General features: G+C 72.7%; 14 protein-coding genes. 2 read left to right on the plus strand and 12 right to left on the minus strand.

Translation table 11 applies throughout. The annotated features are described in order from the left end of the window. Positions 1-112: 112 nt before the first annotated feature. From ACQB60_RS09030 to ACQB60_RS09045, 4 genes are all read right to left on the minus strand, one after another. On the minus strand, positions 113-2,539 hold the full coding sequence (locus tag ACQB60_RS09030; RefSeq protein ID WP_496925306.1) for an ATP-binding SpoIIE family protein phosphatase: 2,427 nt from the start codon (positions 2,537-2,539) through the stop codon (positions 113-115). A gap of 212 nt (positions 2,540-2,751) precedes the next feature. Then, entirely contained in the window at positions 2,752-5,211 is a 2,460-nt protein-coding gene (locus ACQB60_RS09035; protein WP_496925307.1) for an MFS transporter, read from the minus strand. 214 nt (positions 5,212-5,425) lie between these two features. Continuing rightward, complete coding sequence (locus ACQB60_RS09040; RefSeq protein ID WP_496925308.1) at positions 5,426-5,869, minus strand: SRPBCC family protein; 444 nt, start codon at positions 5,867-5,869, stop codon at positions 5,426-5,428. 115 nt (positions 5,870-5,984) lie between these two features. After that, positions 5,985-6,758, minus strand: coding sequence for a TetR/AcrR family transcriptional regulator (locus tag ACQB60_RS09045; protein WP_496925309.1), 774 nt, complete (start codon positions 6,756-6,758; stop codon positions 5,985-5,987). Between the two features lie 51 nt (positions 6,759-6,809). Between ACQB60_RS09045 and ACQB60_RS09050 the strand changes: the two genes are divergently transcribed. Together ACQB60_RS09050 and ACQB60_RS09055 are read left to right on the plus strand one after the other, a co-directional pair. Next, positions 6,810-8,270 carry a DHA2 family efflux MFS transporter permease subunit gene (locus ACQB60_RS09050; RefSeq protein ID WP_496925310.1) on the plus strand — a complete coding sequence of 487 codons (1,461 nt, stop codon included), beginning with the start codon at positions 6,810-6,812 and terminating at the stop codon, positions 8,268-8,270. Between the two features lie 76 nt (positions 8,271-8,346). After that, positions 8,347-9,390, plus strand: a complete 1,044-nt coding sequence (locus ACQB60_RS09055; protein ID WP_496925311.1) for an Rv2578c family radical SAM protein — start codon at positions 8,347-8,349, stop codon at positions 9,388-9,390. Between the two features lie 17 nt (positions 9,391-9,407). Here the strand turns inward: ACQB60_RS09055 and ACQB60_RS09060 are convergent, their stop codons facing one another. The 8 genes from ACQB60_RS09060 to ACQB60_RS09095 all read right to left on the minus strand — a co-directional run bounded on the left by ACQB60_RS09060 (position 9,408) and on the right by ACQB60_RS09095 (position 22,772). Continuing rightward, positions 9,408-10,715, minus strand: coding sequence for an acetylxylan esterase family protein (locus ACQB60_RS09060; RefSeq protein ID WP_496925312.1), 1,308 nt, complete (start codon positions 10,713-10,715; stop codon positions 9,408-9,410). 113 nt (positions 10,716-10,828) lie between these two features. Beyond that, positions 10,829-13,861: an FxSxx-COOH system tetratricopeptide repeat protein gene (gene fxsT / locus ACQB60_RS09065; protein ID WP_496925313.1), complete on the minus strand. Its 3,033-nt coding sequence runs from the start codon at positions 13,859-13,861 to the stop codon at positions 10,829-10,831. 57 nt (positions 13,862-13,918) lie between these two features. Beyond that, positions 13,919-15,214, minus strand: a complete 1,296-nt coding sequence (locus tag ACQB60_RS09070) for an aKG-HExxH-type peptide beta-hydroxylase (RefSeq protein WP_496925314.1) — start codon at positions 15,212-15,214, stop codon at positions 13,919-13,921. Positions 15,215-15,289: 75 nt separating this feature from the next. Beyond that, on the minus strand, positions 15,290-15,424 hold the full coding sequence (gene fxsA, locus ACQB60_RS09075; protein ID WP_496925315.1) for an FxSxx-COOH cyclophane-containing RiPP peptide: 135 nt from the start codon (positions 15,422-15,424) through the stop codon (positions 15,290-15,292). Between the two features lie 180 nt (positions 15,425-15,604). Further along, positions 15,605-18,883: an SAV_2336 N-terminal domain-related protein gene (locus ACQB60_RS09080; RefSeq protein ID WP_496925316.1), complete on the minus strand. Its 3,279-nt coding sequence runs from the start codon at positions 18,881-18,883 to the stop codon at positions 15,605-15,607. 5 nt (positions 18,884-18,888) lie between these two features. Beyond that, on the minus strand, positions 18,889-19,914 hold the full coding sequence (locus tag ACQB60_RS09085) for an AAA family ATPase (RefSeq protein WP_496925317.1): 1,026 nt from the start codon (positions 19,912-19,914) through the stop codon (positions 18,889-18,891). 198 nt (positions 19,915-20,112) lie between these two features. Further along, positions 20,113-22,254, minus strand: a complete 2,142-nt coding sequence (locus ACQB60_RS09090; RefSeq protein WP_496925318.1) for a VMAP-C domain-containing protein — start codon at positions 22,252-22,254, stop codon at positions 20,113-20,115. Then, a complete protein-coding gene (locus ACQB60_RS09095) occupies positions 22,251-22,772 on the minus strand; it encodes a CU044_2847 family protein (RefSeq protein WP_496925319.1) in 522 nt (173 codons plus the stop codon). The genes ACQB60_RS09090 and ACQB60_RS09095 overlap by 4 nt, the downstream gene beginning before the upstream one ends. Between the last annotated feature and the right edge of the window lie 51 nt (positions 22,773-22,823).

Below are 22,823 nucleotides of genomic sequence, written 5' to 3' on the forward strand. Positions count from 1 at the left end.
GGGGTGTCGTGGACAAGCCACCGGCACAATCCTTCACGCCGCATTCGACGCGCGTGCCTCCGGCGTACGCCCCTGAGGGCGGCGAGCGACACCAACTTCCGGACTGGTGGCGCTACTTGTGCGGCAGGGCCAGTTCGAACCAGACCGTCTTTCCGGTGCTGGTGCGGCTCGTACCCCACTCCTTCGCGATGCCGCTGACGACATTCAGGCCGCGCCCCGACTCGTCGCCGGGGCCCGCGCTCGTGAGCGTGGGCAGCGTGTGGTCGGCGTCCGCCACCTCGCAGGTGAGGGTAGCGGCGCGGACCAGGCGCAGCTCGACGCCGCCCGAGCCGCTGTGCCGTACGGCGTTGGTGACCAGCTCGCTGACGAGGAGGGCGGCGGAGTCCGCGAGGGCGTCCAGGTGCCAGGACGCGAGGCGCTCGCGGACCAGTTCGCGGGCCCGGCCGACCTCGCTGGGGTCGGCTGCGAGGCGCCAGTGCGCGACGTCCTCGGTGGCGACCCCGCTGAGGCGGGCCATCAGGAGCGCCACGTCGTCCTTGCGGCCGCCGCGCGTGTTGAGGGCCCTGATGATGGTGTCGCAGGCGTCGTCCATGGAGGCGGCCGGGTGGGCGGCGGACTCGACGAGCGTCGCGAGGCCCACGCCGATGTCCTCACCGCGCACCTCGACCAGGCCGTCCGTGCACATCAGCAGGCGGTCGCCGGGCGCCACCCGCAGCCGTACCTCTTCGAAGGGCACGCCACCGACGCCGATGGGCGCGCCGGTGGGCAGCTCCAGGAGCTCGCTGCGGCCGTCCTCGGCGCGGACCAGGACGGGCGGGATGTGGCCCGCGTTGGCGAGGTGCAGCTCGTCCGCGATGGGGTCGTAGACCACGTACAGACAGGTGGCCAGGTAGTGCTCGCCGAGACGCTGGGCGAGGTCGTCGAGGTTGCGCAGGAGCTGCGCGGGCGGCAGGTCGAGGGCGGCCATGGTCTGGACGGCGGTGCGCAACTGGCCCATCATCGCGGCCGAGTTGAGGCCGTGGCCCATCACGTCGCCGACGACGAGCGCGGTGCGGGAGCCGGGCAGTTTCACGGAGTCGAACCAGTCGCCGCCGACCCGGCCGAGGAGGGTGCCCGGCAGATAGCGGGTGGCGATCTCGCAGCCGGGCATGCGCGGCTCGATGTGCGGCAGCATGCTGTCCTGGAGGGTGTCGGCGACGCTCTCCTGGTACGTGTACATGCGGGCGTTGTCGAGGACGAGGCCCGCGCGGGCGGCGAGTTCGGCGCCGGTGACGCGGTCCATGTCGTTGAAGACGGGCCGCTCCTGGTGGCGGAGCAGGATCATGAAGCCCAGGACCACGTTCCGTGCCTTGAGCGGGACGACCAGCATGGAGCGGTTGGTGATGAGGGGGCGTATGTCGCGCTTCTCGAACTGCGCGGCGATCGCGTTGCCCATCTCCTCGGAGATGCGCGGCACCAGGACCGGCTCGCCCGAGGTCATGCACTGGAAGAACGGCGTGTGCGCCGGGAACGGCATGGACTCGCCGACGGGCACCACGTCGTCCCAGCGGCCCGGCTCGTCCGTGTGCTCCACGGCGACGCGGTGCCACATCGTCGTCTCGTCGGGCGCGCCTTCGGGGAACCCCTCGCCCGCGACGACCTGTTCGCGCAGATAGGTTCCGGCGACATCGGTGAAGCGCGGCACGACGGCCTTGCTGACCTCGATGATGGTGCGGGACAGGTCGAGGGAGGAGCCGATGCGCCCGCTGACCTCGTTGAGGAACTCCAGGTGCTCGCGCACCGCCGCGTACTCGAGGTCCTCGCCCTCGTCGTCGGCGGCCTGCGGGGCGGGCGCCCCGCCCTCGGCGGCTGCTCGCGCCGCCCTCTCTCTGCGCTCCTTGCGCTCCACCCGGCGGGGCACGCCCCAGTCCGGGGTGACAGGGACCCGGTCGTGCTTGCTGAACTCCAGCACGGGATAGCCCAGTTCGAGGACCTGGGCCACTATGCGGGCGCTCTCGCCGACGCTCATGCTCGGCAGGATCTCCGGGAGCCGGTCGGCCAGCTCGTCGGCGCCGGGGAAGTCCGTGTGCAGGGCGAAGCCGGGGGCGATCCGCTCGGTGCTCGCCTCGCTGTCGTACCCGTCGCCGGGGCCGAGGGCGGTGGCGTCCGCGGCGAGCACCAGGAGGCGCTCGGGGCCGGGGCCCACCAGGGGGTAGGCCCACCACAGGACGTCGATGCGGTGGTCCCCGCCGAAGGCGTGGAGGTGGGCGCGGCCCGCGGCCGGGTAGGAGATGCGGCCGTCGAGCGAGGTCTCCAGGTCGGGGCCCAGGCCGTCGTACGCCCCGTAGGGCGCGCCGCTCTCGGGGAGGGCGCCGGAGACGGGCAGCAGGTCGCTCGCGGCACGGCCGACGGCGTCCTCCTTCGCGTACCCGAAGAGGCGGCGCGCGCCGGTGCTCCAGTGGGAGACCAGGCCGCTCGTGTCGACGACGATCACGGCCAGGGGCACGCGCCCCGAGACCGCGCTCCGCGCCGCCGGTCCCCCCGGGGTGCCACGCTCCATGGCCACGGCTCCTTCCCTTGGCGCCGCATGATCTGTGTCTCCCCAACCACCGTACGGCCGGGGCAGGTTGGTGTGCGCCTCAATGCGGGAAATTCCCTCGGGCCGGAGCCTCCGGCGCATCCGGCCCGTGAGAAACGGGTACTCTCCGTCCTTCAGACGGCGGAGAGACGGCGGAGAGACGGCGGAGAGACGGCGGACGGACAGCGGAACGCTCAGTCCTCGTGGCCGAGTTGGAGGTCGCGCTCGGTGCGCCCGCCGCCCGCCACCTGGAGCACGGTCGCGACCGGCGGGTAGCCCGCCGCGATGACCGTGTACTCGCCGGAGGAGAGGTCGACGAACCGGAACGTTCCGTCGGCTCCGGTGGTGAGGGTGTCCACGACGTTGCCCGCCGCGTCGAGGAGCGTCACGCGCGCGTCCTCCACGGGGCGGCCGCCGCTGGCCCGTACGGTGCCGCGCAGCACCGCGCCGCCCGCGAGTTCGACGTCCTGGCGGGTCTCCCGGGCCGCCTGCACGGAGACGGGCAGGGCGGCGGGCCGGAAGGCCGGGGCGCTGGCCGCGAGGGTGTACTCGCCGGCCACCAACTCCGTGATGACATAGCCCCCTTCGCGCCCGCTGCGGGTGGTGGCGACGACCTCGCCGCGCACGTCGGTGAGGGTCACGGCGGCGTCCCTGACGGGCGTGCCGTCGGCGGTGACCACGGTCCCGGCGAGGCGTCCGGCGCCGCCGAGGACCACGTCGAGTTCGACGGGGCGCTCGCCGACGGTGACGGTGACGGCCTGGGGCTGGTGACCGCCCGCCGCGGCGATCAGCACGAAGGAGCCCGAGCCCGGCGTGGACAGGGCGTACCGGCCGTCCTCGCCGCTGGCGCCGCGCCCGATCTGCTGGCCCGCCACGTCGATGAGGGTGAGGGCGGCGCGGGGCACCACGGTGCCGTCGGGGTGCTGCACCGTTCCGCAGACGGGCACTCCGGAGGTGTAACCGGTGGTGCGGGCCTGGGGGATGGCTGCGGGCTCGGCGGCCGGGGCGTTGTGGGACACCAGTGGTTTCTCCTTGAGGAAGAAGGCGATCAGCATGCCGAGGACGAGCACCGGCACCAGGTACAGGAAGATCCGCGGCATCGCGTCGGCGTACGCCTGGATGTAGCCCTCGCGCAGCGGGGCGGGCAGGTGGTGGACCAGCTGCGGGGTGATCGACTCGGCGTCGGGCAGGTCGGCACCGGCGGGGAGGCGGTCGCTCAGCGCGTCGGCGAGCCGGTTCGCGAAGAGCGTGCCGAAGATGGCGGCGCCGACGCTGCCGCCGATCTGCCGGAAGTAGTTGTTGGCGCTGGTGGCGGTGCCGAGGTCGGAGCCGCGTACCGAGTTCTGCACGGCGAGCACGAGGACCGGCATGACGAGGCCGATGCCCGCGCCGAGCACGGCCATCCAGATGCTGTACTGCAGCCGGGGCGTGTCGACTTCGAGGCGCGAGAGCAGCCACATGCCGGCCACGGAGAGGGCGCCGCCGAGGACCGGGTAGATCTTGTAGCGGCCGGTGTGGCTGATGAGCTGGCCGCCGATGATGGAGGCGCCGACGATGCCGCCCATCATCGGCAGCATGAGGAGGCCGGACTCGGTGGCGGTGGCGCCGTCGACCATCTGCAGGAAGGTCGGCAGATAGCTGGCCGCTCCGAAGAGGGCGACGCCGATGACCATGCCCACGAGACCGGTGATGTTGAAGACCGAGTCCCGGAACAGGCGCAGCGGGATGAGGGGTTCGGCGGCGAAGTGCTCGGCGACGAGGAAGAGCACGGTGGCGAGGGCGGCCCCGCCCGCGAGCCCCAGGATGACCCGGTCGCCCCACGCGTACTCGGTCCCGCCCCAACTGGTCAGCAGCACCAGGCAGGTGGAGGCGGCGGCGAGCAGCAGGGCGCCCAGGACGTCGAGCCGGGCCTTCACGTCGGGCTTGGGCAGCTTGAGGACGACGGTGACGACGGCGAGGGTGACCAGGCCGAAGGGGACGTTGAAGTAGAAGCACCAGCGCCAGGTGACGTGGTCGGTGAAGAACCCGCCGAGCAGCGGTCCGGCCACCGAGGCGAGGCCGAACGCGGCGCCGATCATGCCCATGTAGCGGCCGCGCTCCCGGGGCGGGACGATGTCCGCGATGATCGCCTGCACGCCGATCATGAGCCCGCCCGCGCCGATGCCCTGGATGGCCCGGAAGGCGATCAGCTGGTCCATGGTCCGCGACCAGCCGGCGAGCGCGGAGCCGATGACGAAGATGACGATCGCGAACTGGAAGACGCCCTTGCGCCCGAAGAGGTCGCCGAGCTTCCCGTAGATGGGCAGTCCGACGGTCGAGGTGAGCAGATAGGCGGTGATCGCCCAGGACATCTTGTCCAGGCCGTGCAGCTCACCGACGATCTTCGGGAGCGCGGTGGCGACGATCATCTGCTCCAGGGCCGCCAGGAGCAGGGCGAGCATGAGCCCGACGAAGACCATGCGCACGCGGCTCGGGCTGAGCCCGTGGGCCGGGAGCGCGGCCGCCTCGGCTCCGGATGCGGCACCGGCTCCGTCTCCGGCTCCGGCCGCCGCGTCGGCAGGGTCCTGGGGCCGCGGCTCCCGCTCGGGCTCCCGCCCGGCTCCGCCGGCCTCCTCGGTGGCCAGCTCCTGGGCCACCAGCGTCGTCCCGCCCACGTCCTGCTCCCCTCGTCGCGCCTGCGCCGCCCATTTCTCGCATTACGCGACAACTACGAGCAAGCGCGACGAGTCGCCCTTGTGTCGGGCCCGGCGGACGTATCCGCCGGTAGGAGCCCTACGGCGTACAACAGCGCCGTGCCGAAAACCACTCGAAACGGTGAGAGTGACAACAACCCCGATGGGTGAAGCGGGAGTTGAGGCTGCTTCTCGGCTACTTCTCGACCTCGGCGGCGAGCTTGGCGAGCACGGCGTCGTAGATCCGGCCGAGACCCTTGGGCGCGAAGGTCTTCTCGAAGAAGCCGCCGATGCCGCCCGCGCCGTTCCAGACGGTGGAGACGACGACGCGGGACTTGCCCTCGCCGCCGGGGGTGACCGTCCAGGTCGTGACCATCGAGGAGTTGCGGTCCTTCTCGACCAGCTCGCCGTCGGTCGGCTCGGTCACGTCGAGCAGGCAGTCCCGGATCCGCTTGCTGGTGGCCTGGAGCTTCCAGTGGACGACGGTGCCCTCGCCGTCGCCGCCCTCGCGCACCTCGTACTCGCTGAAGTGGTCCGGCAGCAGCTTCGCGCGCGTGCCGCTGTAGTCCGCGAGCGCGTCGAACACATCGTCCGGCTGCGCCGCGATTGTCCGCTCGGTGACCGCCTCGACCTGCGCCATGGCACTTCCTCCACTTGTTCTTCCAGGGGTGAGCAGTCAGCCAATCACCCTCCGTGCCGGGCCCTCAAATCGGGGTCGTACGGCGCCGCTTCCGGGCGGCGGGGGACGGGCGGGCTCAGGCGTGGGCGAGGTTGTCGATGATCAGGCCGAGGGCGAAGTCGAACCGGTCGTGCCCGGACCCCGCGGTCAACTCCCCCGCGTGCCGCCTGATCTGCGGGAACCGGTCGGACGGGAGCGCTTCGAGCCGGCCGACCAGGTCGTCGCGGCTCAGCACCCAGTCATCGCCCTCGCGCCGCTGCCGCTGCGCGAGCAGGGAGCGCTCCAGGGCGTAGGCGCCCACGTAGAGGGAGAGGGCGTCGATCGCCCACGCGGCCGTCCGCGGTGCGATGCCGCCGGACAGGAGGATGGCGAGCAGCCCCTCGTTCACGCGGAGGGTGTCCAGGTTGGTGGGCATCATGGCGAGCGCGGCACGGGAGACGCCCGGGTACTTCAGGTACTGGTCGCGCAGTTGGGCGCAGACGTCGCGGATCTGGTCCTGCCAGGCGTCCGGGTCGGGCTCGGGCAGCACGATCTGGGCGCAGAGGCGGCCGATGAGCAGGTCGTCAATGTCGTCCTTGTTGACGATGTGCGCGTACAGCGAGGACGGGCCCGTGCCGAGGACGTGCGTGATCCGGCGGACGGTCAGGGCGTCGTAGCCCTCGGTCGCCACGACGTGGAGGGCGGCGTCGGTGATCCGGTCGAGAGTGATCGGCACCTTCTTCGCGGGCTTCTTCCGGGCGGTGCCGGCGTCGGTGCCGCTGCCGGTGGCGGTGCCGGAATCGCTGTCGGTGGCGGAGGGCTGCTGTGCGTGGCGGGCGGCGCGGCGCTGTCGTGGCTGGTCGGAGGGCATGGGGGCATCCTAACTTGCGACGAACATTGTTCGTGGCGTAGAACTTAGTTCATGACTACTGAACTAAGTTCGTCAACGACTTCGGCAGTGACACCGCCCCCGCCCCCTGCACCCCTCCCCCTCCGGCAGGCATGGCTGGTCCTGGCCGTCGTCTTCATCGCCGAGATCATGGACCTCGTCGACTCCAGCGTCGCCAACCTCGCGGGCCCCTCGATCCGCGCCGACCTCGGCGGTGGACCGATGACCCTGCAGTGGGTCCTGACCGCCTACACCGCGGCCTTCGCCCTCGGACTGGTGACCTCCGGACGGCTCGGCGACCTCCTCGGGCGCCGCCGCCTCTTCCTGCTCGGCATGAGCGGATTCACCCTGACCTCACTGGCCTGCGGCCTCGCGCCGAACCCCGGCTTCCTGATCGGCGCCCGCCTGCTCCAGGGGCTCTTCGGGTCCGTGATGATCCCCCAGGGCATGGCCCTGGTGAAGGTGGTCTTCCCGCCCCAGCACCTGCGCAAGGCCCTCATGCCGTTCGGCCCGGTCATGGGCCTGGCCACCGTGGCCGGGCCGATCCTCGCCGGCTGGCTGCTCCACCTCGACCTGTTCGGCAGCCAATGGCGCTCGATCTTCCTGATCAACGTCCCGTTCGGCGTCGTCGCCTGGCTCCTCGGCCGCGGCGTCCTGCCGCACCACAGCGGCGAGGACCGCACCACGCGCCTGGACCTGACCGGCGTCGGCCTGCTCACCGCCGCCTCCGCCCTGCTGATCGTGCCGCTCATCCAGGGCCGTGACCTGGGCTGGCCCGCCTGGACCTACGTCATGATGGCCGCCTCCGCCGTCACCTTCGCCCTCTTCGTCGCCTCCGAGCGCCGCAGCCCGCACCCCGTCATCACCCCGTCCCTCTTCCGCCGCCGCAGCTTCGTCGTCGGACTCCTGATCGTGGGCGGCTTCTACGCCTCCCTCAGTGCGTTCGTCCTGGTCATCAACCTGCTGCTGCAGCTCGGCCTGCACTGGACGCCGCTGCACACCGGTCTCACCCTGATCCCCTGGGCGCTCGGCACCGCCGTCGCCGTCCTGCTCGCCGGTGCCGTACTGGCCGAGCGGCTCGGCCGGGCCACGCTGCACATCGGCCTGTCCCTCGCCGTTGCCGGCCTGCTCGGCCTCTGGTGGTCCACCGCGCACTGGACCACCGACCTCACCGTCTGGCAGCTCGCCCCCTCGCTGTTCCTGACCGGCTTCGGCTCGGGCCTGATGTTCGTGCCGCTCTTCGACTTCATCCTCGGCCACGCCACCACCGAGGAGGTGGGCACCGGGGCGGGCATGCTCAACGCCGTCCAGCAGTTCGCCGGAGCCATCGGCGTCGCCGCCCTCGGCACCGTCTTCTTCGCCCGCGTCGCGCACGCGAGCACACACGCCTACTTCAGCGCCGCGGAACTGGTCTTCGCACTCTGCGCCGGCCTCTACCTCCTGACGCTCCTCCTCGTCGGTCTGCTGCCGAAGCACTCGCAGCAGGCCCACTGACCAGCGCCGGGCGCCTCTCCGCACGATCAAGGGAACACATGTTCTATTGTGTGGCCAGTGCTACCGAGGAGGCGCCATGCGCTGGGAGAATCTCGCCGACCGACCGACGTCACCGGCCCGCACGGACGCCGCGCTGTTCGGCGCGGACGCCGTCACCACCCGGACCTTCGACACCCCCGAGTTCCGCGGGGTCACCTTCCACGAGGTCCGCGCCAGGTCGATCGTGAACCGCGTGCCCGGGGCGTCCCGGATGCCCTTCGAGTGGACGGTCAACCCCTACCGCGGCTGCACACACGCGTGCGTCTACTGCTTCGCTCGCAAGACGCACAGCTATCTGGACCTGGACACCGGGCTCGGCTTCGACAGCCAGATCGTCGTGAAGGTCAACGCGGTCGAGCTGCTCCGCCGCCACCTGGCCTCGCGCCGCTGGCACGGCGACCACATCGCGATGGGCACGAACGTCGACTGCTATCAGCGGGCCGAGGGGCGATACGGGCTGATGCCCGGGATCATCGCGGCGCTGCGCGACCACGCGAACCCCTTCTCGATCCTCACCAAGGGCACGCTGATCCTGCGCGACCTGGACCTGCTGCGCCAGGCGGCCGAGGTCACCGACGTCGGCATCTCGGTCTCCGTGGGCTTCACCGACGAACGCCTCTGGCGCACCGTGGAGCCGGGCACGCCCGCCCCCGAACGCCGCCTGGACGTCGTCCGCACCCTCACCGACCACGGCATCGGCTGCGGCGTTCTGATGGCCCCCGTGATCCCCTTCCTGGGTGATCACCCCGACCAACTCCGCGCCACGGTCCGCGCGATCGCCGCGTCCGGCGCGACCTCGGTCACGCCCCTGGTCCTGCACCTGCGCCCCGGCGCCCGCGAGTGGTTCATGGGCTGGCTCGGCCACCACCACCCCCACCTGGTGCGCCGCTACGAGCGCCTGTACGCGGACGGCGCCTACGCCCCCAAGTGGTACCAGCGCCGCATCACCCGCCATGTGCACGAGCTGGCCCAGGAGTTCGGGATCGGGCCGACGCGGGCCGGGGCTGCGCGCCGGATCCCCGTACGGGAGGAACCGGCGCCCCTGGCGTCGGGCGAGCCGACCCAGCTGACGTTGCTCTGAGGGCCGGACGCCGCTCGTCACCGCCCGCGCAACTCGCCGAACCAGCGCACGATCGCCGACGTGGCCGCGACGTTGGACCCCACATGACGGGATCCGTGGTGGTCGACGGGGCCGAGGTCGACGACCGGTGCGTCCACGCCGTTCCCGCGCAGAGCCTCCTGGCAGTGCGCCGTGTTGGCGGTGTCGGCCTGCTCGTCCCCGCCCGCCATGTAGAGGCGGACCGGGGCGCGCGGGGCCCAGTCGGCGCAGACGGCGTCGGTTGTCCGCAGCGCCGCCGCCAGCGGTCCCCGCGGCTGCGCGAGCAGCTCACGGCCGTGCGCGGTCAGCAGCTCGTCGACCGTGTCCGGGGTGCCCTCCATCAGCTGCTTCCCGGTGTGCGCGCCGTCGAAGAGCGCTTCGATCCGCCGGTCGTACGGGGCCCGGAAGACCTCGCCGGGGCTGTCGTAGAGGTGGTGGAGCCGTTGGAACGCCACCAGGGTGTAAGCCGCGTACACCACACTGGACTTGGGGTCCAGCGTGCCCTTGAAGAGGGCGGGCAGCTCCGTTCCGCCGAAGTCGTACGCGCCGCTGACCGGCGCCAGCGCGCCCAGCCTGAACCAGCGGTCCTCGCCCGCCTGAAGAGCCCGGCCGAGCCCCAGTGCCGCCGAGGCGCCCTGCGAGAAGCCGGTGGCCATGACCTTCCGCTCCAGCACATGTCCGGTGTGCGGCGCGAAGGCGCGGGCCGCGCGCAGCATGTCCAGGGACGCCGTGGTCTCGGAGCCGATGTCCATCCAGGGGTGCAGACCCGGCCCCTTGCCTATCCCCAGGTAGTCGGGCGCGATGCCCGCGGCGCCCGCCGACGCGTGCGCGATCACGGGCGCGGGCAAGAACGTGCCGCGCTGCATGGACGGCGCGTCGCCCTTGTGGCTGCCCGTGCCGTGCGCGAAGGAGACCGGCTGCAGCCGTCGCTCACTGCCCAGCGGAACCACGAACAGCCCGCTCGCCGTGGTGGGTTGTCCGTACGGATCGACGGTGCGGTAGACGAGGCGGTACGCGACCACGCCGTGCCGGACGGTGCCGGCGTCGAACCCGGCACCCTCCAGCTCGGCGGCCACGGCCCGCGGTGTCGCGAGCGTGTACAGCTTCTCGACGGAGACCAGCGTGCCCCGGCCGTGCTCCGCGTGCCGCGCCTGGGCAGGGGCGGCGGGCGCCGTGGCCGCGGCGGTGGCGGCGGCCGGGCCGCCCAGCAGCAGGCCGCAGCAGAGGGCTGCTCCCACTGCCCGGCGGGCGCCGAGGCGTCGCGTTCTCTTGCGCGAGGGCGGCAAGGGGGAGGCGGAGAGGACCATGACTCACTCCAGACGTAGTTCCGCGTAGGCCAGTTCAGCCTCACGCGTCGCGAACCACGCCGCACTGGGGCTGGGCCCCGGATCCTCCGGGTACCTGGCCCCCTTGCGCGCTCTCAGCCCAGATACGCCTCGAAGTCCCAGTAGGGGCGCGTGCGTTGGCGGGCGGAGATGGTGTGGGGGTGCTGGGCCCCGAGGGTGCGGGTCAGGGTCAGAAGACCGTCCTCCTCCAGCTTTCCCGCCTCCTCGCGCTCGCGCAGGGCGCGCAGGTCCGCCGCGAGGGCGACCTGGCTGGAGAGCGTGAGGGGATGCTCGTCGCCGAGGGTGTGGCGGGCGCGGCGCAGGGTGTCGCGGCTCAGTTCGGCGGCGTCGGCGATGCGGCCGGTGAAGTTGCGGGCGCCGGAGGCGTTGAGGGCGCAGCCGAGGACCCAGGGGTGGTCGGGGCCGAGCGTCGCCGTCAGTCCGGCGAGGGCCGACTCGAACATGGAGAGGGCCTCGGCGCGTTCGCCCGCCGCCTGCATCACGAGGGCGGTGTTGCCGACCATGCCGCTCGCCACGGGGTGGGCGGGGCCGAGCAGGGACCGGTAGCCCGCCTCCGCCTCGGCGATCAGGTCCTTGGCCTGGCTCAGGTCGCCGTGCTCGCGGAGGTAGTTGCCGTAGTCGGTGATCGACGTGAGGGTGCGGTAGTGGGAACGGCCGTGTACCAGCTCATGCTGTTCGACGAGGCTGGCCATCACGGGCCCGAGGTCCTGCGAGAATCCGCCTTCGCGGCGTTGGCAGAGCACCAACTGCGCCCGCGCCTCGAGAGTCTGTGGATGCTGTGGGCCCAGCACCTGGACGTGCAGTCGGAGCACGGCCTCCTGGCGGGCCAGGGCTTCGCGGTAGCGGCCGAGCAGGCGCAGGTCACGGGCGACGGCAGTGCCGGAGTTGAGGGTGTTGACGTGACGGGCGCGCAGGACACTCTCGCGCTGGGCGGCAGTCTCCACATCCAGTTCGTACGCCTCCCCGTACCGGCCTAGGAGCCGTAGGTTGAAGGCGAGGTTGTTCCGGGCCGTCAAGGTGATGCGTTCGTCCGGGCCGAGAAGGCGTCGGGCTTCGTCGAGGACCGTGCGCTGCAGTTCGTGCGCTTCCTCGTAGCGCCCGAGGAAACGCAGGGTGGAGGCCAGGGCGCTGTTGGTGAGCAGCTCACCGAGTTCGTCACGCTGCGGCGCCGCACGCAGCCTCTCGCGGACCGCACTGTGGAGTTCGTACGCCTCGCGGAAGCGGCCACTGGCCCACAGGATGTTGCCTTCCTGGATGGTGAGGTCCTGCATCGGCTGGGCCAGTGGGTCCATGATCCCGGACCAGTGGTGACGGATCTGTTCCGCGAGTTGAGTTCCGGCCTTGTACTCACCGCTGCGGAAGCAGTAGCGCAGGCAGTTCAGTACGGCTTCCTGGACACGGGAATCAGTGCTGCTCAGCGCGCCGGACGGTTCCAGGTGCGGCAACAGTTCGGCATAGCGTGGCCAGTGCCTGCTGTCCATGGGGTTGCCCGGGTCGGCCACGGCGAGCACCCGCCGTACTGCCTTGCGGTGGACGTCTCGATGGTCCTCGCTGGTCAGTCGGGAAATGATGTCGTGGACGAGCCGGTGCATGTGCACCGCCTCCTGGTGCGGACCCATGTCCGCCGTGGCGGAGCCACGCGTCTCGCGCGTGAGTACCGAGTAGTTGACCAGTGTGTCCAGAGCTCGGGTCCAGGCTGGCAGGTCAGCACTCATCCACCGCAGGTCCTCGGGGAGCTCGGCCTGCGGAAAGGCCCGGACCAGGCCGAGTGGGATCCTGCCCGGCGCGAACGAGGTGCACAGCCTGAGCACCTCGATCGCCTGAGGCTCAGCGCGACGGAGCCGGTTGATCAGTATCGACCAGGAGGTGAGGGAGGAGTTCGGGAAGCCCTCGCCGGCGACCGGTTCGTCGACGGTGGAGAGCTTGCGTTCGCGCACCATCCGCAGGTACTCGGGGACTTCCATGCCCGACTCACCGAGCCAGGACGCCGCCTGCACGAGCGGGAGCGGCACGTCACCGAACTCGGCGGCCACCTCATCGGCCTGTTCCGCGGACACATGCGTGGCGCGGCGCATCAGGTACCCGGTGGACTCGTGCCGGTCGAAGCCGGGCACTTCGAGCACGTCGGTGAGCTCACCCCAGCCCCGGTTGCGTGAGGTGATCAGGACATGCCCGGAGCCGTGCGGAAGCAGCGCCCGGGCGCCCTCGGCGTCATCCCAGCCGTCGAAAATCACAAGCCATCGGGAGTGCGGCTCCCCGCGCCTCAGCGCCTCGCGCACCGCGCGGATGCGTTCACCCGGCTCGCTGCCGACGCGCAGGCCGAGGTCAACGGCGAGTTCACCGAAACGGTCGCGCTGGATGTTGCGGTCGTCGGAGTTGACCCACCAGACCATGTCGTAGTCCGGGCTGAAACGGTGCGCGTACTCTGCGGCGATCTGAGTCTTGCCGATGCCGGACATCCCTAGCAGGGTGCAGGCCGCGGCGCCCGGCTCGGCATCCGAGAGGCGCTGGTTGAGCTCAGTGAGAAGGTCGTCGCGGCCGGTGAAACGAGGGTTGCGTCGGGGCACCTCTCCCCAGATGTCCGGCCGCGTCTCGGGATAGCGGGCGCCACGTTCCACAGGAGCCCGACGCGTCGCCGGACGTCGGTATTCCAGGCCGAGGCGACCGAGGAGACGCTCTTCGGCGCCCTCTTCGCTCAGACCCCACAGATTCGCCGGTTCCAGAACCGCAGTGGCCGGAAGAAGCGGCCTGTTGGTGAGGTTGACCGCCGCGAAGCGCTCCACGTTGGCCGCGACGAAGCCGCGCAGGACATCGTTCCACTCGCCTTCGGGGCGGGGACCGAGTTCGAAGAACCAGTCGTTCAAGACGAGCAGGATCCTGCTGCGCGGAGAGAGCAGGAGGTCCCCGAGCGATTCCTCCAGGGGAACCTCGCGTCGCGGGTCCCAGCGTTGCAGGGTGGCTCGGTGACCATGGCTCTCCAGGCACTGGGCGACCCAGGCAGCCCACGCCCGGTGATATCCGGGGAAGACCACCAGGAAACTCTCGGACGCAGCCGTGCCGCCGCGGTCCGTAGCGCTGCCCCCGCCCGACCGCCGCTGTTCCGCCATCACACATCTCCCTGCCGCGCGCGTGCGCACATAACGCCACTGATCGTTGACACAGTGTCACCCACGAATGCGGGTCTGCGTGCCGAGACTCACGTGGTGCCCTTCCATTTCTCGGACGAACTCACGCCCCGCAAGGGTCAGTTCATCGGACTCGAGCAGGATGGACAAGGCTTCGCCGACGTGGTCCCGGTACCTCTCGAACCGCTCCACGGCGCGCTGTCGCCACGCCTCCGGGGCGCCTGCCGCATCTCGCGCCCGGCTCCACAGATCAGTGAGCGCCAGGTGGGCGTACGCACCCTGCAGCACCGCAGGGACGGGGCGGGGGTCGGGGCGCCAGCCGACGCTGTGGATCGCCCCGCTCACCCGTCGGCACAGCGGCACGACTTCCTGGATCACTGCAAGCTTCGTGTGGTGCGCCTCATGGACCAGGATCTCCGCCATCTCCTCCGCCGACGTGGGCAGGGAGGCCAGCATCGCCCCGGGAGCCGAGCGCAGAGTGGCGCTGGACGCCTCGCCGTGGTCGCTCCGGTCGTCGGCCGTGATCGGCACCACCACCCGCAGCACAGCCACGACCTCGTCGGCTCGCTCGGAGTCGGTCCGCCAGAGGAGTTGCGTGGCGGCCCGCCAACGCTCGGCCCAGAGCCCGTCCGCGGAATCCGGACGCTCGAGGGCAGGACGGGCGACCGGGCCGACGCCGTGCGGCGAGACCCGGTAAGGGTCCAGATCGTCGAACATGACCGTACTGCCGGGAAGGGGCCGCAGCCCGGACCAGCCCGGACCGCCCCCCATGGGGCTCCCCGACTCGTACCGTCTCATCGCCCGACTCCTGGTCAGCACCACCCCGCCACGGCCCTCCCCGTCGGTGATCCTGACGCGTCGTGAGCCAATGCGCAGTCGCGCCTGTCCTGTTGGGCAGTGCATGACACCCAAGCCCGGCAGTGCCAGGGTGAAGGCGGGCGCGCTCACCGTGAGGTCGAAGCGACGGCCGACTCGTACGGCTGCGGCCGCGGCGACCCCGCCCAGGTGGGCGAGATCACGCTCCAGGCCAGGGCCTTCAGGTGCCGCGAGCACCTGGGCCAGCCATGCACCGGTCATGGGGTAGTCGATGACGTCACGGACAGCCGTACGATCGGCCCGCTCCACCCACTCCAGTACCCGCCAGTCGCGCTCGAAGCGTTGGCGTACCGCCGGCTCCAGTCCTCCGCGCCGTATGTCTACTCGAGCCAGCAGGGACTTGAGGAGCAACAGCCGCTGGGCATGAACTCCGGCACGCAGTGCCGCGACACCGCCCGGCACGGGGCGGGTACTAGCGGCGCAGGCAAGCACCGCGGGGGTGAAGGGTGTCACTGACATCCTGCTCCTCCGCCACCCTGCGGCATCCCCTCGCATCTGACTGAAAATGGACGCTCAACTGGCCCTGCCCTATGGTCAGTCGCCTTCGTTCGACCACCACGAATCCCCCAGTGCCCCAGGCCGCGCGAGGATCCGTTCCACCGCCGCCGCGAGCACCGGGTCCTCCATGGCACGCAATGCCCGCAAATCAACGCCGGAGAGATCAGGCAAGAGCGCAGGCTGTCCGGCGTCCTGATCGGGGCGGACCACCCTGTCCCTCTGCTCCCCCACCCTCGGCTCCTCCCTGCCGACGCCCCTTCCGGGCGCCCCTGGCGACTGCACCTATCTTCCCGAGGCCGGAGAAGCAGAAACCTGTTCGACACAACTCCGGTCGCCTCTCGGCCCGCCACGTCAGGCTCCCCCGCCCCACGGCCACCACGGTGGCGACGCCCGGTTCCAGTCGTCCTCCTGCCACTGGTCCGCGCCCACGGGAACGGCCTGTGCCACCTCCGGCTCCCGGGCCCGGCGGCGCGTCAACTCCACATCGGCCCAGTCGACTTCGTGGAGCTGCGCGACGAGACGCTGCCACTGGGCGGCCGCCGCCTCGTACCGTCCGCGGGCCGCGTCGGGGCGGCCCATCAGGGCGAGGACCGCGCCCTGCCCGTGCAGCGCGCGGGCGACCGTCACCGCACCGGGCCTGTCCTCGCCGTACGCCTCCAGGGCGTCCTCCTCGGCCTGCCGGTACGCCTGGAGCGCGTCCGCCCGTACGGGTGCCCCCGCCCGGCGCCACACCTCCAGGGCGACGCGCCCCAACTGCAGCCAGGCTTCCGCCCGTACGCGCAGGTCGGCGGCGCCGCGTACGACCTGCCGCAGCAGGTGGCGGCTCTCGAACAGGTCCGGCAGGAAGCCGAGATGGCGGAAGCGCTGGGCCAGGGCGCTGCCGACCAGGCCCTGGAGGCGGCCGCGCGCCGGGGAGCGGGCGGGCAGCGCGGTGAGGGCCTCGCGCAGCACCCGCTCCGCGCGGTCGACGACCGCCCCGCCCTCCGGCGCCGCGGCGCGCCGCAGCAGGGACTCGCCCCATGCGGTGAGCAGGGTGGAGCGGGCGGGGCTGTCGGGTGCGGCGAGGCGGGACGCCGCCTCGTAGCAGTGGTCGGCCGCGGAGTGGTCGCCGTTCGCGTCGTGCAGGGATGCCTGGGCGGCGAGGACGCGCAGGCGCAGCTCCGGTTCGCCGCCCGCGGCCTCTTCGGCGCGGGCGAGCACGGCGGCGGTCTCGGCGGGGGCCGCGCCGCCTGCGCGCAGGGCCTCGGCCAGGTCGAGCAAGGGGGGACAGCGGGCGGAGTCGGGGGCTTCCTCCGCCTCCAACAGGGCGCAGCCCGCTTGCAGTTCGGGTACGGCGGCGGCCGGCTGCCCGTCGGCCAGGAGCAGGGTGCCGCGGCGCAGCCGCAGTGTCCTGCGGGAGGCTTCGGGCCACTCGTCCGCCGGTCCCGCGAGGACGTCGAGGGCCGCGCGCAGGTGGGCGCCGTCGTCGGTGAGCTTCCATAACTCGTGGTGCACGGCGGCGAGTTCGAGGGAGGACTCGGCGCGTTCGGCACTGCCCGGAGCGGCGGCGCCGCGGGCCTGTGCCAGGACCTCGACGGCCTCGCGCAGCAGGGCGACGCGCTGCTCGGCGCCCCGCACCGATGCGGTGCCCGCCTCCGCCCGCAGGACCTGACCGAGCACGATTCCGGCACGCATGGCGTCTCCTTGACGTCGCGTCACTTCTCCCGCGCTGTCCCGCAGGGCCGCCCGCGCGCTGTCCTTGGCCCGGCGCAGGGCGGACGGGTCGCCCTGCTCGCGCCACTGCCCGAGCAGACGCCGCGCCTTCGCGACGGCGTCGGCGGCCGCGGCGACGGGCGTCGGTCCCGCGCCGCCGCCCGGAGGGGCCTCGCGCTCGGGGCGGTAGAAGCCCAGCACGCGTGCGGGGATCTGCGCGAAGAGCTCGGACTCGACGCCGCCCGCCACCCGGTGGGGCGCGTCCCCGTCGGCGGGCCGCGCAGCGTCCTGGTCCGGTTCCTGACCGGCGAGGCGGGCGGCGGCCAGGGCCGCGAAGTTACGGGTGCCCTTGCCGAAGTGCCGCTCCACGTAAGCGGAACAGTGCTTGAGGACGAGGCCCGCCACGTCGCGGTTGAGGGAGGCGAGCAGGAGCTCCTGGGTCCGCTCCGGGTAGACGAAGCAGGGGCGCGACTCGGTACCGGGCAGCTGCTGGAGCAGCCCGCCCAGGAGCACTTCGGCGAGCTCGGTCGGCCCGGTGTCGGGCACCATGGCGCGCTGGACGAGCTGCATGACGGGCAGCACGAGCGGGGCCGCCGCCAGGTGCACGGCGAGACGGACCGCGCCGGGTGACGCGGTGGCTCTGAAGGCCCGCAACGACTCCTCGGCGCTGCGCCCGGCCACGGCGGCGGCTGCGGGCCTGGCCCCTGCCCCTGCCCCTGCCCCTGCCCCTGCCCTCAACGCAGCCTCAGCAACAGTCGCTTCCTCCGCCCCCCGGCCGAGCGTCCGCGGCGGCCTCACCCGCGCCGCCCACACACGCTCCGCGCCGCCGCCCGGCCCCGACAGCAGCCGTGCCCAGGCCGCGAACGCCTCCGGGGTCGGCTGCAGGACCGGCACCGGGCGTTCCGTCACCCTCCGGTTGCCGTCGCTCAACTCCTGTTCCAGCCAGGGGGGTTCGTCCGGCTGGAACGTCGTGTGGCCGCCGGGCTCGGCGGCGCGGACGAGCAGGCCGGGTTCGGCGGGGAGCGCCGTGCGGCCCCACAGCCGGGGCGGCAGCGGCTGGACGACGGCCAGCGGGGCGGCGCGCGGCCAGCCGTGCAGGAGGCGCTGGGCGCTGCCGCGCTGCCACAGCGGGCCCACGCAGTCGCTGACGACGAGGGTGAGACGGCGGCCCGTGGGGTCGTGGAACTGGTCCGCCGGGCGCAGCCGGGTGTGGCGGCCGGGGCCCGACGCGGTGCCGATGAGGGGCGCCTCGTCGCCCGTGCCCGGCGGGGCGTGGAGCTGGTGGACCTGGACGTCACGGAAGACGCCGGACTGCTCGCACGCCTGGCGCAGCTCCTCGACCATCCGCTCCCACACGGCCATCGCCGGGCCGGTGTCCATGAGCAGGTGCAGATCGGCGCGGTGGCGGCGGGCGGCGCCGAGTACGGGGGCGAGAACGCCCGTCATGGCGGTGCGCTGGGCGGTCGCCTCCTCGTCGAGCCTGCCGTCGCCGGGGCGGGCCGGGGCGGCGCCGTAGCGGCTCAGGGGCCGCAACGCCCGCTGCAGGCCGAGCAGTCCGGGCAGCGCGGCCGCGGCCGGTGCGCGCACCCGGAAGGCGGGTTCGCCGTCGGCGGTGTCGGTGCGGTCGGTGCGGGAGGCATCGGCGGGGAGGTGGAGCGGGACCGTGCCGGAAGCGGTGCCGCGCGCGGGCCGGTGCGCGGACCCGTGGTCGGGGTCCGTCCGGGCGCCGGGCGGGCGCGGTGCGTCGCGGGCGGCGTCGGGCCGCTCGTCCGGGTGTGCGGACGGCGCGTCGGGGTCGCCGGGGCCGGGGGTGGCCGGGCCCGGCCCGTGCGGGAGCCACTGGGCCAGCCACACGGCGTCCGCGACCTGCTCGGCGGTGGGTTCGAGGCCGCCGCCGCGCAGCCTGCCGACGAGCTCTCCCAGACGCACCCGGCGCATCCGGCTCACCTCGAACGGTCGAGGGGCTGCAGGAGCAGGTCCGCGATGCGCTCGCGGGTCAGGCGCTCGGCGTGCGGGGCGTGCTGGGTGAGGAAGAGGGCGTTGAGGAGCTGGTCGGCGGCGATGATCTCGCCCGGTTCGCGGTCGAGGAAGCGGTCGATGAGGTCGCGGCTCTCGGTGATGCTCTCGCCGCCGAGGTGCGCCTCGACCATCGCGGTGAGCTGTTCCTCGCCGGGCGGTTCGAGCTCCAGCTGGACGCAGCGGCGCAACAGCGGTGCGGGGAAGTCCCGTTCGCCGTTCGAGGTGAGCACGATGAAGGGGAACGCCGTGCAGGCGACCCGGCCGCCGTGGACCGTGACCTTGCGGCCGTCGTCGGTGAGGACCTCCACCTCGGGCTCCCGGTCGGCGATGCGCTCCAGCTCCGGTATCGCGAACTCGCCTTCCTCCAGGGCGTTCAGGAGGTCGTTGGGCAGGTCGAGGTCGCTCTTGTCGAGCTCGTCGATGAGCAGCATGCGGGGCTGCTCGGAGGGCAGCAGGGCGGTGCCGAGCGGGCCGAGCCGGATGTAGGAGCCGATGCCGGAGGGGGCGGCCGCCGCGACCGAGTCCCCCGACTGCCCTTGTGCGCGCTCCAGTTGGACGTCCTGGAGGCGGCCGATGGCGTCGTAGCGGTAGAGGCCGTCCTGGAGGGTCGTACGGCTGACGATGGGCCAGCGCAGGACCCGGCCGAGGCCCAGCTCGTGGGCGACCGCGTAGGCGAGCGTGGACTTGCCGCTGCCGGGGTTGCCGGTGACGAGGAGCGGGCGGCGCAGATAGAGCGCCGCGTTGACGGCGTCCGTCTCGGCGGGCCGGGGCGCGTAGTTCTCCACGAGGCGGCGCCGGAAGCCGAGCCTGCGGGCGGTGGTGGGATCGGCGGTGGCGGCATCCGGTCCGGCCGCCGCCGCGGCGAAGTCGCGCCAGGGGGGCGGCGGGGGCAGGCGCCGCAACCCGTCATGCGGCTCTCCGACTCCGCGGTAGATCCGCCAATCGTTCACCGTGGGCTCCTCCCGGCTCTGGTGATCATGCGGCGGGCACAGCGCGTGCGGCGTACGACGTTACCGTCCCGCGCACCTGCCTGCCGAGCATCCTTCGCGCTTCCTTCGCGCTTCCTTCGCGCTGCGTTGCTCACTATGAACAGTCTTTTACCGAACGCTCTTTGACCAACCGTCACATCTGCGTCTCGGCCCTCGGTGCTACGTCCCGGCGATCGGTGGCGGCGCCATCTGCCCCCCTCCGTACGGCTCGTGGTCGGCCGGATCCAGGAGCACGGCGATGTTGCGTGCCCAGCCGCTGCTCGCCCTGGTCTCCGGCTCGGCGTCCGGGTCGGCGTTCTGGATGCGCAGCCTGCGGATGTGGCGGTGCAGGCCGTCGGCGCGGCCCGCCTTTTCCAGGAGTTCCCCCGCTTTGACGCGGAATTCCTGGCAGTCCTCGTGGTCGCGCCCGTCCCGGCGCCACAGGGCCAGCGGATGGCCCGCCGCCAGGGTGGCCGACATGGCGACGCAGCCGTCACCGCCGCCGACCGGGCCGCAGTAGACGGGGACGCAGCCGTCGGCGCCGTCGCGCTCCGGGTCCGAGAGCCGGTCGTACGCGGCCAGTCTGCTCTCCTTGCGGACGCCGGGCGCGTGCCCGTGGGCGACGACCTCGCGGCGCATCGGCACGGCGGTGAGCGGACCGCGCTCGGCGGCGGCCCAGAGGCGGCGCCGTTCGGGGCTGGCCGGTAACTCGCTGCGGCGCCGGGCCCGGATGACGACGGTGCGGCGCAGGCCGAGGGGCAGCGAGTGTTCGTCGAAGGGGTCCGCGGCACCGATCGCGCCGTCGGTGCCGTCGGTGCCGTCGGGGTCCGCGGCGCGCAGTCGCCACATGTCGATCGGCAGGTCGAACAACTGCGGTGGCAGCAGGGCCTCCACGGCGGCCAGGTGCTCGCCGCGGTCGCCGTGGCTGAGCGCGTAGGCCAGCCATTCGCGGAGGGCGTCCTCGAGGCGGGCCCGGGGCACGCCCCGGTCGTCGTCGCGGACGGATCTCTCGACCCGCCCGTCCCGGAGCAGCAGCACCCGCCACGGGTAGCGGCCGTAGACCTCGTCGCCGATCTCGATGCGGACGTCGACGCGGGTCGTCGGGTCCTGCGGCTGCGCGGGCACCGCCGTGGGCGCGGGCGCGTCCGCACGCTCGCCCTCGTCGGCGAGGAGCGGCCGCACGATCTCCACGATCTCCTCGCGGATCACCTGGTGCGCGGACTCGGCCTGCCCCATGACCAGGCGGGCGACTTCGCGCAGGGCGACGGGGTCCGCGTCCTCGCGGCGGGTGCGGTCGAGATGGCCCACCACCTTTGCCGCGTACAGGAGCACGGCTTCGAGGTCGCGTGCGGGTCCGGCGGTGGTGCCCAGCAGGTCCGGCAGGCCGTGCAGCTTCCCGGCGCCCTCGCGCCAGGTGCGCGGGTGCTCCTCGTTCAGCAGGGGCAGGTAGTCGTCCTGCAGCATCCGGGCCTTGACTTCTTCGACGAGGTCCTTCACCTCCACCGGGCGCCGCGGCGGCGGGAGTTGGGCGAGACCGCCGTACAGATGCGCCCGCGGCACGGGAGCGAACACGGCGGGGCCCGGGCGGCTGAACCGCGCCTGGATCCGCGGCCAGCACGCCTTCTCCAGGAGGTTGCCGAGCCGCCCCAGGTGGTGGCGGTCGTGCTCCCGCATCACCTCGTGCAGGACGTGTCCGCCCGGCAGGTCGTACAGCTCGCGCAGCGCCGAGACCGGCACCACCGCGCCCTCGCCCTCCCCGCGGCCCTTGTTGAGCCCGATCACCGCACCGCTCGCCAGATCGACCACCGGCCCGCCCGACGCCCCGTCGACGAGCCGGCTCCCGCCGAACAGCACCGCTTCGCCGTCGAGGCCGTGGCTCTCGCCGAGTGCCTGCCGCAGCGCGAGCTCGCCGGTCTCCATCGACCAGCCGTACGAGGAGATGGGCCCGGGAATCGTGGGGGGCCGCTCGCTCAGCCAGACGCAGGACGCGTCCATCGCCGCGGGCACCTCCACCAGGGCGAGGTCGGGAAAGTCCCAGTTCGGCCGGCCCGGTGTCCGCTGCTCCGGCCGGGGTTTGGCGAGGACGACCTTGCCGGTCGTGGTGCCGCCCTCCCAGGTGACGCCGACGGCGTGCTCGTTCCGCCACACCGGGCCGCCCCCCTTTCCCACGACATGGGCGCAGGTCAGCAACCAGCCGGGGGCGATGAAGAAGCCGCTGCCCCAGTAACTGCCCCGGTGGTGGTCACCGTGCGGGGAATACCCGTCGTGCGGCGCCTCGATGCGCGCGATCGAACGGCGCACGAGCGCGTGCAGGGGGCTCACCCGGCGCTGCCCTGCGGCGACGGGGGCACCTGGGTGACCCCCGGCGCAGACGGCCCGTGCTCGGTCCAGGTCAGCGAGACCGAGAGGGTGGCCCGTCCGCCCGCGCTCGCGAGGACGCCGACGATCTTCCCTGACTGGGCGGAGAGTTCGATGCCGAAGTTCACCGCGACCTCGACGGGCCCGGTGCGCCCCGCGGTGTCCGGCTCCGGCCCCGCGGGTGCCAGTCCGGCGCGCAGGGACCGCACCACTCCCCCGACGACGTCGGAGAGCCCGTCGGCCATGGCGAGGACGCGATCGCCCGCGCCAGTGTCCTGGTACCCCCCGCTGCCGGTGTCCTGGTACCCGCCACTGCCGGTGTCCTGATATCCCCCGCGGTCCTGCTGCCCCCCGTCCTGCTGTCCCGCGTGCTGCTGTCCCGCGTGCTGCCGCCCCCCGTGCGCCGGGCCGTCCGCCTCCCCGATCCTGGCCCAGATCACCGTGCCGTCATCAAGCCGTATCCGCTCGACCCCATCGCTCACAGCGCCCCCGTCCGTTTCCGTCACAGCGGTGGGCCAGCAGGCTAACTCTCC

Source organism: Streptomyces odontotermitis (assembly GCF_050510915.1).
Taxonomy (GTDB): Bacteria; Actinomycetota; Actinomycetes; order Streptomycetales; family Streptomycetaceae; genus Streptomyces.

Excerpts from the sequence above, each read along its gene's own strand:
- fxsT (WP_496925313.1), bottom strand. The coding sequence starts at position 13,861 with ATGGCGGAACAGCGGCGGTCGGGCGGGGGCAGCGCTACGGACCGCGGC.
- ACQB60_RS09050 (WP_496925310.1), top strand. The coding sequence starts at position 6,810 with ATGACTACTGAACTAAGTTCGTCAACGACTTCGGCAGTGACACCGCCC.
- ACQB60_RS09030 (WP_496925306.1), bottom strand. The coding sequence starts at position 2,539 with ATGGAGCGTGGCACCCCGGGGGGACCGGCGGCGCGGAGCGCGGTCTCG.
- ACQB60_RS09080 (WP_496925316.1), bottom strand. The coding sequence starts at position 18,883 with ATGCGCCGGGTGCGTCTGGGAGAGCTCGTCGGCAGGCTGCGCGGCGGC.
- ACQB60_RS09045 (WP_496925309.1), bottom strand. The coding sequence starts at position 6,758 with ATGCCCTCCGACCAGCCACGACAGCGCCGCGCCGCCCGCCACGCACAG.
- ACQB60_RS09060 (WP_496925312.1), bottom strand. The coding sequence starts at position 10,715 with ATGGTCCTCTCCGCCTCCCCCTTGCCGCCCTCGCGCAAGAGAACGCGA.
- ACQB60_RS09055 (WP_496925311.1), top strand. The coding sequence starts at position 8,347 with ATGCGCTGGGAGAATCTCGCCGACCGACCGACGTCACCGGCCCGCACG.
- ACQB60_RS09040 (WP_496925308.1), bottom strand. The coding sequence starts at position 5,869 with ATGGCGCAGGTCGAGGCGGTCACCGAGCGGACAATCGCGGCGCAGCCG.
- ACQB60_RS09070 (WP_496925314.1), bottom strand. The coding sequence starts at position 15,214 with ATGTCAGTGACACCCTTCACCCCCGCGGTGCTTGCCTGCGCCGCTAGT.